Annotated in this window: 14 protein-coding genes; 9 read left to right on the top strand and 5 right to left on the bottom strand. The window is 62.6% G+C overall.

What is annotated here, in order from left to right:
• Positions 1-53: 53 nt before the first annotated feature.
• Together JQ604_RS08580 and JQ604_RS08575 are read left to right on the top strand one after the other, a co-directional pair.
• On the top strand, positions 54-1790 hold the full coding sequence (locus JQ604_RS08580) for a bifunctional protein-serine/threonine kinase/phosphatase (protein WP_212355394.1): 1737 nt from the start codon (positions 54-56) through the stop codon (positions 1788-1790).
• A gap of 1010 nt (positions 1791-2800) precedes the next feature.
• A complete protein-coding gene (locus JQ604_RS08575) occupies positions 2801-3847 on the top strand; it encodes a hypothetical protein (protein ID WP_249158138.1) in 1047 nt (348 codons plus the stop codon).
• Positions 3848-4424: 577 nt separating this feature from the next.
• Here the strand turns inward: JQ604_RS08575 and JQ604_RS08570 are convergent.
• Together JQ604_RS08570 and JQ604_RS08565 are read right to left on the bottom strand one after the other, a co-directional pair.
• On the bottom strand, positions 4425-5216 hold the full coding sequence (locus JQ604_RS08570) for a substrate-binding domain-containing protein (protein ID WP_212355392.1): 792 nt from the start codon (positions 5214-5216) through the stop codon (positions 4425-4427).
• Positions 5217-5494: 278 nt separating this feature from the next.
• Positions 5495-6718 (bottom strand): polyhydroxyalkanoate depolymerase, encoded by a 1224-nt coding sequence (locus JQ604_RS08565; protein ID WP_212355922.1) that lies wholly within the window; start codon positions 6716-6718, stop codon positions 5495-5497.
• A gap of 195 nt (positions 6719-6913) precedes the next feature.
• On the opposite strand from JQ604_RS08565, the gene JQ604_RS08560 reads away from it, so the two are divergent.
• The gene (locus JQ604_RS08560; protein WP_212355390.1) at positions 6914-7570 is read left to right on the top strand and encodes a glutathione S-transferase; all 657 of its coding nucleotides are present in this window, start codon (positions 6914-6916) and stop codon (positions 7568-7570) included.
• Between the two features lie 27 nt (positions 7571-7597).
• Here JQ604_RS08560 and JQ604_RS08555 read toward each other — a convergent pair whose 3' ends face one another.
• The gene (locus JQ604_RS08555; RefSeq protein WP_212355388.1) at positions 7598-7759 is read right to left on the bottom strand and encodes a hypothetical protein; all 162 of its coding nucleotides are present in this window, start codon (positions 7757-7759) and stop codon (positions 7598-7600) included.
• 132 nt (positions 7760-7891) lie between these two features.
• Here JQ604_RS08555 and JQ604_RS08550 point away from each other — a divergent pair, with 132 nt between their 5' ends.
• Both JQ604_RS08550 and JQ604_RS08545 read left to right on the top strand, forming a co-directional pair.
• Entirely contained in the window at positions 7892-8326 is a 435-nt protein-coding gene (locus JQ604_RS08550) for a cupin domain-containing protein (RefSeq protein ID WP_212355386.1), read from the top strand.
• A gap of 58 nt (positions 8327-8384) precedes the next feature.
• Positions 8385-8522: a hypothetical protein gene (locus JQ604_RS08545; RefSeq protein ID WP_212355384.1), complete on the top strand. Its 138-nt coding sequence runs from the start codon at positions 8385-8387 to the stop codon at positions 8520-8522.
• A gap of 51 nt (positions 8523-8573) precedes the next feature.
• Here JQ604_RS08545 and JQ604_RS08540 read toward each other — a convergent pair whose 3' ends face one another.
• On the bottom strand, positions 8574-8822 hold the full coding sequence (locus JQ604_RS08540) for a hypothetical protein (protein WP_212355381.1): 249 nt from the start codon (positions 8820-8822) through the stop codon (positions 8574-8576).
• Between the two features lie 180 nt (positions 8823-9002).
• Between JQ604_RS08540 and JQ604_RS08535 the strand changes: the two genes are divergently transcribed.
• The gene (locus tag JQ604_RS08535) at positions 9003-9374 is read left to right on the top strand and encodes a hypothetical protein (protein ID WP_212355379.1); all 372 of its coding nucleotides are present in this window, start codon (positions 9003-9005) and stop codon (positions 9372-9374) included.
• A gap of 194 nt (positions 9375-9568) precedes the next feature.
• Here JQ604_RS08535 and JQ604_RS08530 read toward each other — a convergent pair whose 3' ends face one another.
• Positions 9569-10666, bottom strand: a complete 1098-nt coding sequence (locus tag JQ604_RS08530) for a mandelate racemase/muconate lactonizing enzyme family protein (protein WP_212355377.1) — start codon at positions 10664-10666, stop codon at positions 9569-9571.
• A 184-nt stretch (positions 10667-10850) separates the two neighbouring features.
• On the opposite strand from JQ604_RS08530, the gene JQ604_RS08525 reads away from it, so the two are divergent.
• From JQ604_RS08525 to JQ604_RS08515, 3 genes are all read left to right on the top strand, one after another.
• Positions 10851-11690 (top strand): AraC family transcriptional regulator, encoded by an 840-nt coding sequence (locus JQ604_RS08525; RefSeq protein WP_212355369.1) that lies wholly within the window; start codon positions 10851-10853, stop codon positions 11688-11690.
• Positions 11691-12724: 1034 nt separating this feature from the next.
• Entirely contained in the window at positions 12725-13651 is a 927-nt protein-coding gene (locus tag JQ604_RS08520; protein WP_212355367.1) for an SMP-30/gluconolactonase/LRE family protein, read from the top strand.
• A 111-nt stretch (positions 13652-13762) separates the two neighbouring features.
• On the top strand, positions 13763-14356 hold the full coding sequence (locus JQ604_RS08515; protein WP_212355365.1) for a GNAT family N-acetyltransferase: 594 nt from the start codon (positions 13763-13765) through the stop codon (positions 14354-14356).
• Positions 14357-14359: the final 3 nt, after the last annotated feature.

Below are 14359 nucleotides of genomic sequence, written 5' to 3'. Positions count from 1 at the left end.
CCCATGGACTGATGGGTCTCTCCTGATCAAGGAGGGACCCATTGGTACGAGCAATGCCGCGCAGCCTCAAAATATCGGTCGGGCAATTCTCTGATAAGGGCCGCAAGGAGGCCAATCAGGATTTCCACGGCGCGCTGATCCCCGAGGAGCCGCTGCTCGGCTTGAAGGGCATCGCGGTCGTGCTGGCCGACGGCATCTCGTCCAGCAGCGTCAGCCGTATCGCGGCCGAGTCCGCGGTCAAGGGTTTTCTGACCGACTATTACTGCACCTCGGAATCCTGGTCCGTCAAAACCTCGGCGCAACGGGTGCTGGAGGCGACCAATTCCTGGCTGCATGCGCAGACCCGCCGCAGCCAGAATCCCTACGACAAGGACAAGGGCTACGTCTGCACGCTGAGCGCCATCGTCATCAAGTCGACCACGGCGCACCTGTTCCATGTCGGTGACTGCCGGATCTACCGCGTCTCCGGCAACAGCCTGGAGCAATTGACCAACGACCACCGCGTCGTGATCTCCTCGCAGCAGAGCTATCTCGGCCGCGCCCTCGGCGTGAACCCGCAGCTCGAGATCGACTACCAGAATTTTCGGCTGGAGCGTGGCGACACTTTTCTCCTCGTCACTGACGGCATCTATGAGCATGTGCCGCCGCGGCAGCTCGCCAAGCTGATCCAGGACGGCGCCGCCGATCTCGACGCTGCCGCGAAGGCGATGGCCGAGCTCGCCTTCGAGCGCGGCAGCGGCGACAATCTCACCGCACAGATCGTCCGGATCGATGAGCTGCCGGACGGCGATGCGCGCGAGGTGTTCGGCCAGCCGACCGAATTGCCGCTGCCGCCGCTCCTGGATGCGCGCATGCAGTTCGACGGCTACCGCATCGTCCGCGAACTGCACGGTTCCAGCCGCAGCCACATCTATCTCGCGGTCGACGAGGACAGCGGCACCACAGTCACGATCAAGATCCCCTCGATCGATCTGCGCGACGATCCCGCTTATCTGAAGCGCTTCATGATGGAGGAGTGGGTCGCGAAACGGATCGACAGCCCGCATGTGCTGAAACCCTGGTTGCCGCAGCGCCGGCGCAACTTCCTCTATGTTGCGACCGAATATATCGACGGCCAGACGCTGACGCAGTGGATGATCGACCATCCCGATCCCGGCCTGGAGACGGTGCGGGACATCGCCGAGCAAATTGCAAAAGGCTTGCGCGCATTCCACCGCAAGGAGATGCTGCATCAGGATGTCCGTCCCGACAACATCATGATCGACAAGACCGGCACGGTGAAGATCATCGATTTCGGCTCCACGAAAATCACCGGCGTCGCCGAAGCCGCGCCGTCGGGTGCCGACGATATCCTCGGCACCCAGCAATACACCGCGCCGGAATATTTTTTGGGCGAACCGGGAACGCCACGCTCCGACCTGTTCTCGCTCGGTGTCGTCACCTATCAGATGCTGACGGGCCGCTTGCCCTATGGTGCCCAGATCGCACGCGCGCGCACCCGCGCCGACTTCAACAGGCTGGTCTATTCGCCGGCCGGGCATTCCGGCCGCGACATTCCGATCTGGGTCGACCGCACGCTGGAGCGGGCCGTGCACGCCAATCCGCTCAAGCGCTACGAGAGCTTTTCAGAGTTCCTGTTCGACCTGCGCAATCCGAATGCGAAATACCTGACGACGTCATCGACGCCGCTGATCGAGCGCAATCCGGTGCTGTTCTGGAAGAGCACGACGCTGGCGCTTGCGCTGGTCGTCGTGCTGCTGCTGGCCTACGGCGCGCATCATTTCCGGTAGGGCGGATGAGCGAAGCGTAATCCATCTCTTTGCGACCGGCACGGCATGGCCGACGCGGCTCTGGTGGTTGCGGACCGGGCAGGGGCATGCCGGCGCCGGATATCCGCGATCCTAATGAGACGTGGCCGAGGAAACGACCGCGTGCCAATGCGACGGGTCCTTCGGGTTTCTCGTGGTAGCCGAATTCGACGTTCCGGCACTCTTCGAGGCCTCCTTGCCGAATAGGCAGGCGGCATTGCGGAGCCCGTCGTTGTATCCCTGCCGATAGCCCAACCGAAAAGCCACCCAAACGGCGGCGAGCCCAACTAAAAGCGACGCAACAACAAACATCTTGGTTGTCCCCCAAAATGGCGCACCGGACCAAATAATCCCTTTGTGCAAGAATTTCGTGCGCTAGTCGAGAGGCCCGCACACCAGCATCATTATCCAATGGGGGTAGGCCGATACTCGCGCGGGGAAACAGTCTCTGCGTGTGGACCGGGCCGCGTCCTCGCCCTCCCGCCCTGGCGTTACCAGGTCCATGGCCCTGGCCACATAGCTGGGCCGTTGCGCGTGCTTGGCTGCTCGATGATGACATAGCCCAAATGGATCAAGCTCAAACGGTGTGGTCGTGATCTCAGTGCCGCATGGAGCTGTTTTCACGATCGGGGTACGGCGTGCTATCGCTAACCGCACTATTGGCGGCGTTAGTCATGGCGCTTTTGTTCTTTACGTTCGAAGATTCAAGTTCGGGGGATGTTCGCAGCGCCGTCGGCACGCCTTCCGATCGCCGGTAAGCTCTCTCCGGTCTCGCTGGCAGTAGAATGAAAGAGTGCTGAGGCGAGCCGCGAAAACGGCGGATGCCCAAGGCGCTTCGGCTCTTCCACGCCCTCGTGGCCATGCAGCCGCCGCCCCCAAGAAAGTGCAGCTCGCTACCTAAGCTTGCGATGGTCAATTTGTCGCAGCGCGCTCGATGATCTGCCAAGACATCATGCCTGTCGATTGCGGTCAGCCAGTTAGGCGCAAATCGTTTGTTTATCGTCGTTTCGCTTGAGGGTTCTTCGGGAAATGAGCTGCTCCGTGATCCGAACCAAGAACGTCGGCCAAATGTATGGAGCAAGCTCGTGCATCGTTTTTCTTTAGGATTGTTGTATCTCACCTTCGCGTTCGTTCTGCTTGGGCCGCCGGTGGCGCACGCTCAGGCAACCCGGACTTGGGTGTCTGGCGTCGGCGACGACGTCAATCCCTGCAGCCGAACGGCACCGTGCAAGACGTTCGCCGGTGCGATCTCAAAGACCGCGGCGGGCGGCGAGATCAACTGCCTTGATCCGGGCGGCTATGGAACTGTGACGATCACGAAGTCCATCAGCATCCTTTGTAGTGGTACGCTCGGCAGCGTTCTCGCATCGGCAACCAATGGCATCAATATCAATGACTCCGCCAGTGGTTCGCCCGGCACAGTCGTGGTTTATCTCGAAGGGCTCGATATCGAAGGAGCCGGCACAACGCCGGGCTTGTCGGGAATCCGGTTCACCTCGGGCGCCTCGCTGCACGTCAAGAACGTGACAATTCGCGATTTCACGACGAGCCCTGCCCACGGGATCAGTTTCGCGCCCACCGCTTCAGCCAAGCTGATCGTTGAAAACACGACGATCTCAAACACCGGCACTGGCGCGGCCGGGGCGGCCATCGTCGTTAATCCGGGCTCTGGAGCCGCAGCAATTGCGATGATCAGCAACTCTCACCTTCATCGCGGAACCTTTGGTGTCGCGGGCGATAGCTCCGGAGGCGCCGCGGGTATCAATATCGTTGTCCGGGATACGGTTGCGAACGGCTTCACCAATACCGCCTTTCTGACGACCGGCAATAACATCGGAATGCTGGTGAACGGGAGTGCCGCGACCGCGAGCGGGACCGGCCTGGTCGCGAATGGCGGAAGCACGATCAGAGTTGGCTCGTCGGTGATCGTGGGCAACGGCACGTCAGTCAGCGGAAATGTTCTGTCTTTCTGGGATAACCGGATCAACGGCAATAACGTCGATGCCATTCCGGGTCCGGTGCCCGGCGGATCCCACTGATAACGGGACGCTGCCTGATACAAACGATCGACCTCTGGGGCTGATGCCCCAGAGGTCGCAGTCCAAACAAGCGCCACGCTGACGCAGCCCGCAAAGCTGCAGATGATCGTCCAATGCGATTGGCACGATTACCTGCACACCCTGTTCTTCTTGTTGTCCGCGACATCGATCTGGCACCACGAATTGCAGATCGGAATGCGATTGCCCCTGGCGCCCCTGCACTTCTTCTGCAGGCATGTCGCCACGTCACAAAAAGCGGGCGCCGCTCGTGCCTCCGACACGATAACGCAGCCCATCCCGGCAAGAATTGTCATGGTGAGAACCGCAGATGCCAAACGTGACATGAAATGCTCCAACAAAAAATGAGGAATAAAATCAATCGATCATAGTGCCGCGGCCGGAGAACAGGCAATCCCATCGACGTGCTGTATGGTTGTTGAAAATCTTGTTCGACGAAAATCTCCGTCCGATCTGCGTGACTTGCGTGGTGCTCGTGCGCAGGAAGCCAGCCAGGCGGACACATCCCAATCTCCGGCTGTCAATGAAATGCTGGTGATGTTGGCCGCAGTCCCTGTCGTCAGCGATGCAGCAGGGGAATCGGATCGAGCCCGCTCTTCACCAGCGTGTCGCGCGCATCCGGCGACGCGAGAAACGCGATCAGCGCCTTGCCGGCCTCGGGCTCCTTCGACACCGTGGCGATGCCGGCGGAGAACACGGTGATCTTCTGCAAGCTCTCCGGCAGCGGGCCGACGATGTCGATGCCGGCGACGGGCTTCAGCTCGCTGATCTGCTGGAAGCCGATCTCGGCCTCGCCATGCGCGACGATCTCGCCGACGGGCGTTGCCGGAATCTTCCGCGCCTTGTCCTTCATCGCCTCAGCGATGCCGAGCTTGCCGAACATCTCGGTCGAGACATAGACGCCGCTGGCGCTGTCGGAATAGGCGATGGTTTTCGCCGCCAGCAGCGCGGTCTTGATCGTCTCGGCCGAGGAGATGTCCGGCTTCGGCGCGCCGGACTTCACGGCGACACCGATCGGCGAGTTGACGAGATCGACCTGGCTGTCGGCCACGACCTTGCCCTTCCTGGCGAGATCGGCCAGCGCATAGCCCACCATGATCAGCACATCCGCCGGCTCGCCGCGCTCCAGCCGCACGGGAATCGCGTTGGTGGTGGTGCCCATCGACGGTCCGTAGGCGGTGATGACCTTGTGCCCGGTCTTGCGCTCGAACTCCGGCACCAGCGCGTTGTACGCCGCCGTCAGCCCGCCCGAGATCATGACGCGGACTTCCGCGGCGGATGCTGCGGTTGACAGGGCGAGGGCGGAGACGAAGGCAAGCGCAAGGGTGCGGAACGGCGTGGTAGGACGCATCGAGTTTCTCCCGGGCGACGATTCTTGGGAAGCAGGGGTCGTCGTGGCCGGGGGACGATACTTCCTCGAAGTATACTCCGCCAGAGAAGGCGAGGCAGATCGACGTATGTTCTGCCATGCAAGCCTGGAGTGCCACCTCTCCCGAAGGGAGAGGTCGAATTTCGGGCGTAGCGCGAAATTCGGGTGAGGGGTTTCGCTCCATCGAGGGACCTGAGCCCCTCACCCGGATCGCTGACGCGATCCGACCTCTCCCAATGGGAGAGGTGAAGCAAGAGCCCTCACGAATTCACATGCACAAAATCCCGCAGCAGCGGGTAGATCTCGTTGTTCCAACGCTTGCCGGAGAACACCCCATAATGCCCGACGCCCGCCTGCATGTGGTGCACCTTGCGATAGGTGCGCACGCCGGTGCAGAGGTCTTGCGCCGCCAAGGTCTGGCCGATCGAGCAGATGTCGTCCTTCTCGCCCTCGACCGTCATCAGGCCCATGCGCTTGATCGCGGCGGGGTTCACCGGGCGCCCGCGATGCATCAGCTGGCCCTGCGGCAGCAGGTGCTCCTGAAATACGTCGCGCACGGTTTCGATATAGAACTCCGCCGGCAGATCCATCACGGCGAAATACTCGTCATAGAACGTCTTGATCAGCTCGGCCTTGTCGGTCTCGCCCTTGGCGATGTGCTGGGCGAGGTCGATGTGCTGCTTGATGTGCCGCTCCAGATTCATCGACACGAAGGCGGTGAGCTGCACGAAGCCGGGATAGACCTTGCGGAACGCGCCCTTGCACTGCACCGGCACGAAGTTGATCAGATTGTCGGCAAACCATTTGATCGGCTTGCTCTTGGCGAACTCGTTGACCTTGGTCGGCTGGATCCGCGTGTCGATCGGGCCGGCCATCAGCGTCAGCGAGGCCGGCCGCGCCGGATGATTGTCCTCCGACATCACGGCGGCCGCCGCCAGCGCCGACACCGAGGGCTGGCAGATCGCCACCATATGCGCGCGCGGCCCGATCTGGCCGAGAAAGTCGATCAGATGGTCGGTATAGTCCTCCAGCCCGAAGCGGCCCTCGCCGCGCGGGATGTCGCGCGGATTGTGCCAGTCGGTGATGTAGACGTCGTGGTCCTGCAGCAGCGTCTTGACGGTGCCGCGGAGCAGGGTGGCGAAATGTCCGGACATCGGGGCGACCAGCAAAAGCCGTGGCTGCTCCGGCGCGCCGGGCTTCTTGAAATGCAGCAGCGAGCCGAACGGGGTGGCGTAGGCGATCTCCTCGGTGACCTCCTGCTCGCGATTGCCGACCATCACGCTGCCGATGCCGTAGTCGGGACGGTGATAGGTCAGGCTGGAACGCGAGATCAGCTCGAGCGCGGCCGAAAGCCGCCCGAACGCCCGGTCCGAGACGCCCTGGGGGACCAGATTGAGATACTTCAGCGCTTGCGCGGCCCCGGTCCGCCATGGCGCCGTCAGGTCCATGTGGTTCTGATAGGCTTGGTACATCATCGACATCATACGCATCCACCCCTGCCGGCATGGCCATGCAATATCGACGCCAAAGCGCGGGCAGGGCGCCCGGCAAATTGGCACGTGGTTTGCTGCAAATATGCCCGGCGCTCAGGCTTTGGGCATGGCGCGGGAGGCTCCCCGCGGCGGGTTCGGCCGGAATGTCGGAAAACAGGCGATCAGGCGTTCTGAGGACATGGCCCCATGGCGAAGACTACACTGACCATCAGCAGCAAGAACTACTCGTCCTGGTCGCTGCGCGGCTGGCTGCTGGCCAAATTCTCCGGCCTCGAGTTCGAGGAGGTCATCACCGCGCCCGACGACGCCTCGGCCAAGGCCGAGCTGCTGCTGCTGTCGTCCTCGATCCTGGTGCCGTGCCTCCGCCACGAGGGCGCCACCGTCTGGGACACGCTGGCGATTGCCGAGTATCTCAACGAGGTGATGCCGGAGGCCGGGCTGCTGCCGGACGATCGGGTGCAGCGCGCGCATTGCCGCTCGATCTGCGGCGAAATCCATTCCGGCTTCACCACGCTGCGCGCCTCGCTGCCGGTCAACCTCAAGGGCCATTTCCCCGGCTTCAAGATCTGGTCGCGCGCCCAGGCCGACATCGACCGCGTCTGCACCATCTGGCGCGACTGCCTCGCCAAGTCCGGCGGTCCCTTCCTGTTCGGCGAACGTCGCACCATGGCGGATGCGATGTATGCCCCGGTCGTCACCCGCTTCATGACCTACGACGTGAAGCTCGAGCCCGTGCTTGCGGCCTACACCCGGACCATCATGGCGATGCCGGAGATGCAGGAGTGGATCGAGGCAGCCAGGGCCGAGCCTGCGGACGTCGAGGAGCTCGAGGTCGAATACTAGGCAGCGCACGCGCTTCAAGTCCGCGGCTCAAGCGTCGGGCAGACTTTGCTCAAGCAGCAAGCCGTTGGCGATGGATATGCGCAGCTCGCGGCGCGACTGCAAAAGTTCTTTGGCTATCACGATGGATGGAATCGCGCGGGTTTGCGGACCGTTCGGCGGATTCCTCGCGATGCGCAGGGCGAGAACCACCGCGGAACACCACTGGCAAGGATTTCGCATGGTGAGTGGCAAGCTGTGAACGCAACGACGCGACGCTGCCGAAAATTTGGACGCCTAGCTGAGCTGCGTGCTCGCGACCCCTGTTACCGTGGAGGCTTCCAGATGAATCAGCACGCCGCGTTGAGCAAATTCTCCCACGTCAAACCTGCCGATACCGCGTTCAAGGAAGGAGGTCTGCGCGACTTTTTCCTGTATCGCGATCTCGGCATCGCCGACGCCACCAACGGGCAGGTGATCTGCCATCTGGTCAAGGCCAACCCCGATCTGCCGCCGGAGACCGGCACCGGCTGGCACAAGCATCTCTGCGAATTCCAGATCGTCATCATGACCAAGGGCTGGGCCCGCTTCATGTACGAGGACAAGGAGACGCTGGTCGAGGCCGGCGACGTCATCCATCAGCGGCCGGGCATCACCCACTATCTCTTCGATTACTCCAAGGACATGGAATACCTCGAGATCGTCAGCCCTGCCGATTTCAAGACCGTCGACGTGGAGCCTGCGACCGACAAGGTGCCGCCGGTCACGCCCTGGGAGTGATCATTGGGAATGATCATTTGAAGTGACCCATTTCAAATAACCATTGGGAGGAAGCGCGATGTCGTCAGCCGAAGAATTAACCTTCGTCGTCGGCCGCTGGGTGCGGCCGATCGTAGGCCTTCTGTATGTGGTGTGGCGTCTTGGCCTGATGACCACATCTAGCCGTGAACAACGGAGTACGGCGCTCAATCAGTGATTCGGACGCGGTTCGTTCCAGCCGCGTTCCGAACCTTAATCGCGCATGGCCTCACGTCGCGTTCTGAGACAGCACGCGGGCGAGGCCTGCGTCCTTGTCGCGCGGCTTGCGCCAGGCAATGACATTTGCCTCGAGCGCGCCGCCGGTCGTGTGGTTGCGCCACTGGCCGTCGACAAAGCGGCAGGCGAACGGCAGCTGATACGTTCCGCTGTGATCCTCGCAAAGCACTTCCACGCACTGCTCCGGCGAAGGTTCGCCATAGCCATCGAACTGAGCCAGTCGTTTTTCGCGCGTTGCCATCCGATCAATCTCCACCAAGGGTCGAACAAACAAGAGTTCCGAAGACCCCCCGTCCCCACGAGAAGTTCCCAATAAAGCCAACCACACCGCCTGAATGCGGTTTCAGTATGGTATCTCTACTCCGCTTTTCGACTGCGGCGCACAAAGCTGTGAGCGCCACAATTGACGTGAGGGAACCCGATGATCGCCCGCATTTGTTTTGCTGTGTTTGTTGTGACGTTGCTTGACATGTCCGGCGGCGCGCGGGCGCAGGACGTCCCCGGCATCGAGATCTGCACCGTCGAGAAGACGATGGAGCGCCGCACCAGCTGCCTGCAGAGCAATGTCGACTTCCTGCAGAAGACGATCACCAAGCTGACATCAGATCATCAGCAGAAGCTCGACGCCGCCAACCGGCAGATTGAGGCGCTGAAGGGCACGGTAGTGGCGTTGCAGAAGTTCATCACCGAGCTGCAGGCCGCGCAGCTGAAGCTCGCCGAGGATGTGAAGAAGAAGGCCGACGCGCCGGCGGCGAAGGATGCCGCACCCGCCGCGAAGGAGGGGACGAAGTAAGGAGTGTCCCTCCGCGAACTCGGTGCACCTCTCCCCTTGTGGGAGAGGTCGGATCACATCGCCAGATGTGATCCGGGTGAGGGGTATCTCTCCGCACGGATAAATCGCGCAAGCGGTGAGATACCCCTCATCCGGCGCTTCGCGCCACCTTCTCCCACAAGGGGAGAAGGGAAGGCGCACCGTCTCCGCGGTTGCTAGTCCCGCACCCGATATCTCTCCATCACCTCGCGGTCCGGCTCATAGCCGAGCCCCGGTCCCTGCGGCACCGCGATGTCGCCATTGGCGTCGGCATCGGCGCGGCCGGCCCACAGGCAGGCCGGACGTTTCATGAAGAAGGCCTCGATCATGCCCTCGTCGCGCACCGCCATCAGGTGCAGCGTCGCCAGGAAGCCCGGCCCGAAATAGGGCGAGTGCGGAATGATGTTGACGCCGAGCTGGTCGGCGAGCTGCGCGACGCGCTGAAACTCGGTGACGCCGCCGACCTTGGTCACCGAGGGCTGGGCGTGGCTGACGGCACCTGCATTCATCATCTGGCGAAACTGGTGCACGGTGCAGGCGTTCTCGCCGGCCGCGATGTCGAGGCCGCCCTTCCTGCGCACCTCGGCGAGCGTTGCAAAATCCTCCGGCGGCCAGATCGGCTCCTCCAGGAACATCGGCGCGGCCGCCTTGCAGTCATGCGCGAACCGGATCGCGGCCGGGCCATCCAGCGGACAGTTCATGTCGACCATGATGGGGACGTTCGGACCGATCGCCTGGCGCGCGGCTTCGACCGCAGGCACCGTGGTCTCGTGCAGCTTGATCGCGCCATAACCTGATTTGACCGCGCGTGCACATTCGCTGCCGACCAGCTCGGGCGTGCCGATCCGCATCAGGCTGGCATAGGCCGGAATCTTCGTGCGCCTGGCGCCGCCGAGCAGCGCGTGCAGCGGCATGCGCTTCTGCTTGCCGACGAGATCCCACAGCGCGATGTCGAGCGCGGAGATCGCGAACATCGTGATGCCGTAGCGGCCGAACAGATGCAAATTGCGCTGGATTTGCTCCATCGCAGCGGCGATGTCGGTCACCTCGAGCCCGCGCGCCTGCGGTGCGATCATCTCGGTCACCGCGCTGCAGGTGGTCTTCGGGCAGACATAGGCGAACGCATCGCCCCAGCCGGTCAGACCTGAATCCGTCGAGACCTCGACGATGACCATGTCGAGCGCCGCAATTGCGGACGCGCCCTGGCGGAAGCTCGCAGGTCCCGCGTCATAGGGAATGCGGATGTGGTGGGCGCGGACATCGGTGATCTTCATTGTTGTCTGCCTTTCCGACTGTCGGTGCGGGAAGTATGCACGATTGCGATCTGTTATCAGCAACACATTTGCTGCTAAATTTCCGTCTGATGGAACATATGTTCCGTCAGGGAAGAGCAAGGACAGTCAAGTGACACGCAATGCATCGGCGCAGGATGGGCGGGCTTCGAAGGGAAGGTCGTCCATGAATCCAGCCCAGAAAGCGCTCTGGTACATCGAAAGCCATCTCGGCGCGCCGCTGACGCTCGACGAGATTTCGGGCGTTGCCGGCGTGTCGCGCTTTCATCTGGTGCGGGCGTTCGCGGAAGTCACGGGATTTTCCGTCATGCGTTACGTGCGGGCCCGCCGCCTCAGCGAGGCCGCCCGCGCGCTCGCCGGCGGCGCGCCCGATATCCTCAGCCTCGCGCTCGATGCGGATTACGGCTCCCACGAAGCTTTCACCCGCGCGTTCCGCGACCATTTCGGCGTCACGCCGGAAATGGTGCGCGCCGGAGCGTGCCTTGATGACCTCAAGCTTCAGGAGCCGATCAAGATGATCTCCACCGCTCTCGATCACCTCAAGCCGCCGCGCACCGTCACCGGCAAAGCCTTCCTCGTCGCCGGTGTCGGCGAGCGCTACAACCACGCCGGTGACAGCACGGCCGCGATTCCCAACCAGTGGCACCGCTTCCACCTCGCGCAGGAGGGCATCCCGCGCCGCGTCGGCAAGGTCGCCTATGGCGTCTGCTGCAACGGCGACGATGCCGGCAATTTCGACTACATCGCAGGCTGTGAGGTCGCCGACTTCTCCGACCTGCCGCACGAATTCGCCCATGTGCGCATCCCCGAGCAGACCTATGTCGTGTTCACCCACGACCAGCACATCTCCACCATCCGCCGCACCGTCGGCACCATCTGGAATCACTGGCTGCCGCAATCCGGCCTGAAAGTCGCCGACGCCCCGAACTTCGAGCGCTACGACGAGACGTTCGATGCCTCGACCGGCAATGGCGGATTGGAGATCTGGGTGCCGGTGAAGGGGTAGGTGAGTGCTGCGCTCCATCCATCCGACGTGAGGTGAGCACGCTGCTCAGGCTCCCTCCCCCCTTGCGGGGGAGGGTTGGGGGAGAGGGGTAAGCCCCGGGCGGGATGATCGATGAGCGCATGACGCTCGCAATCTTCAATCGCTCGTCCTGGCAACTCATACGGCGAGAGCACGTCGTGTGGCCACCCCTCTCCCTAACCCTCCCCCGCAAGGGGGGAGGGAACCCTTCCGCCGGTGCGTCCCTTACGGACTATGGCGAATGCCGATTGCGCGAATAATAAAAATGCAGAAATTTACTTCCGATTCGACGAATAGCGCTTGACATTCGACCCAAATCAGATGTTTAATGTGCCCCGTCTCACCCGACACGAGGGGCGCTCGCGAACGCCACGAACGTGGGTGCAGATGCGGTGGCCGCTGGGCGTGCGACAGGCGTGTGTGCGCAAGGCGGACGGTGAAGTCGTGTGGGCCTGCCGCCCCGATGCAGGTGGCAAGCACGCGAAAGGCCCAAAGCCGATCGCGGATGATGGTGACACAAACGCAGAGTCTCACCAGGGCGAGCACGTATAAGCCGTAAGGCCATCGCGCAGGGAAGGCCGGGATGTCTCAGCCAAACCTGTATGCTCGTGCGCGCACTTTCTTCTGTGCACATGGCGCATGAGACCGCGGGTGCGGCGTGCACCCGGTCTTCCCTGCGCCCTCGTTATCAAGAGAGGGCGGAACGAGATGGACAACTCGGACAAATCATGTCGCGAGAATGCGGATGCATATTTCAATGTCATCCCCGCGAACGCGGGGATCCAGTACGCCGCGGCTTCTCGGCTCAATCACAACCGCCTCTGGAATACTGGATCACCCGCGTGCGCGGGTGATGACACCGCGGTTGGTTGCAATCGTGCGTCACCAACGCCGGGCAGCCTTGCGCGAGGCTTGCTTGGCAAGCCAAACCGGCTTTGTCATAACGAACCAAACCAACATGTTGCGTGCGCGGGGGCTAAGACATCCGCCTGCAGCCAACGAGCCGGGAGGATGCCATGGCCAATATCAAAATTCTCGCCACCGATCTGGAGTTTCCCGAAGGCCCCGTGGTGATGCCTGACGGCTCGGTGGTCCTGGTCGAGATCCGCGGCCAGCGTCTGACCCGCGTCTATCCCGACGGCCGCAAGGAGATCGTCGCCAAGATGCCGGGCGGGCCGAACGGTGCGGCATTGGGTCCCGACGGCAAGATGTATGTCTGCAACAATGGCGGCTTCTCCTGGATTCCGACCAAGAATCTGATCATGCCGGGCCCGCAGCCGGAGGACTACCAGGGCGGCTCGATCCAGCGCGTCGACCTGCAGTCCGGCAAGGTCGAGACCGTCGTGAGCAAATGCGGCGAGCATGCGCTGCGCGGGCCGAACGATCTGGTGTTCGACAGGCAGGGCGGCCTGTGGTTCACCGACCTCGGCAAGCGCCGTCCCCGCGAGATGGATGTCGGCGGGTTGCACTATCTCAAGCCCGGCATGAAGGAGGTCGTCGAAGCCGTGCACGGCGTGCTGCCGCCGAACGGCATCGGGCTATCGCCGGATGAGAAGACGGTCTACGCCGCGGAAACCCCGACGGCGCGGCTCTGGGCCTACGACATCGGCGAGCCCGGCACCATCAAGCCGCGCGACATCATCTATCGCGGTGAACGGGGAAAACCGATCGCGGGCCTCGGCGGCTACCAGATGTTCGACTCGCTCGCGGTGGAAGCGGGCGGCAATGTCTGCGTCGCGACGCTGATCTCGGGCTGCATCTCCGTGATCGCGCCCGACGGTGCCGTGGTCGAACAGGTGCCGACCGGCGACCGCGTCACCACCAACATCGCCTTTGGCGGCCCCGAGCTGAAGACCGCCTACATCACGCTGTCGGGCAAGGGCGAGCTGATCGCGATGGACTGGCCGCGCGGCGGCCTGCCGCTGAACTTTTTGAACAAGTGAGAGTGCGCGTGAGGGCGAAAGCGGCCAATGTCTTCGGAGCAATGGATTGCTTCGCTTCGCTCGCAATGACGGCTAGGGTGAGGGCGGAACCTCACATGAAGGAATCTCGAAATGCCCTGGCTTGAATCGGTCACCCTTCGCGGCGCGCATGCGCGGCTCGAACCGCTGTCGCATGATCACCTGGCCGGTCTGACCGAGGCCGTGAAGGACGGCGAGCTCTGGAAGCTCTGGTACACCGCGATCCCGACACCGGAGAACATGACAAAAGAGATCGACCGGCGGCTCGGCCTGCAGAAGGCCGGCACCATGCTGCCGTTCACGGTGTTCGATGCCGAGGGCAAGATCGCGGGCATGTCGACCTACATGAATGTCGACACGCCGAACCGCCGTGTCGAGATCGGCTCGACCTGGTACGCCAAGCGCGTACAGCGCAGCGCGGTCAATACGCAGTGCAAGCTCTTGCTGCTGACTCACGCCTTCGAGACGCTTGATTGCATCGCGGTGGAATTCCGTACGCACTTCTTCAACCACCAGAGCCGCCGCGGCATCGAGCGCCTCGGCGCCAAGCAGGACGGCATCCTGCGCAGTCATCAGGTCGCACCCAACGGCACGTTGCGCGACACCGTGGTTTACAGCATCATCGCCAGCGAATGGCCGACGGTGAAGGCCCATTTGAATTATCAACTCAACGAAAAGGCGCGCTGACGT

This window comes from Bradyrhizobium jicamae (genome assembly GCF_018130695.1).
In the GTDB taxonomy this organism is placed as follows: domain Bacteria; phylum Pseudomonadota; class Alphaproteobacteria; order Rhizobiales; family Xanthobacteraceae; genus Bradyrhizobium; species Bradyrhizobium jicamae_B.
Note: the sequence above shows the minus strand (reverse complement) of the source record. Positions and strands in the feature narration are given on the sequence as shown.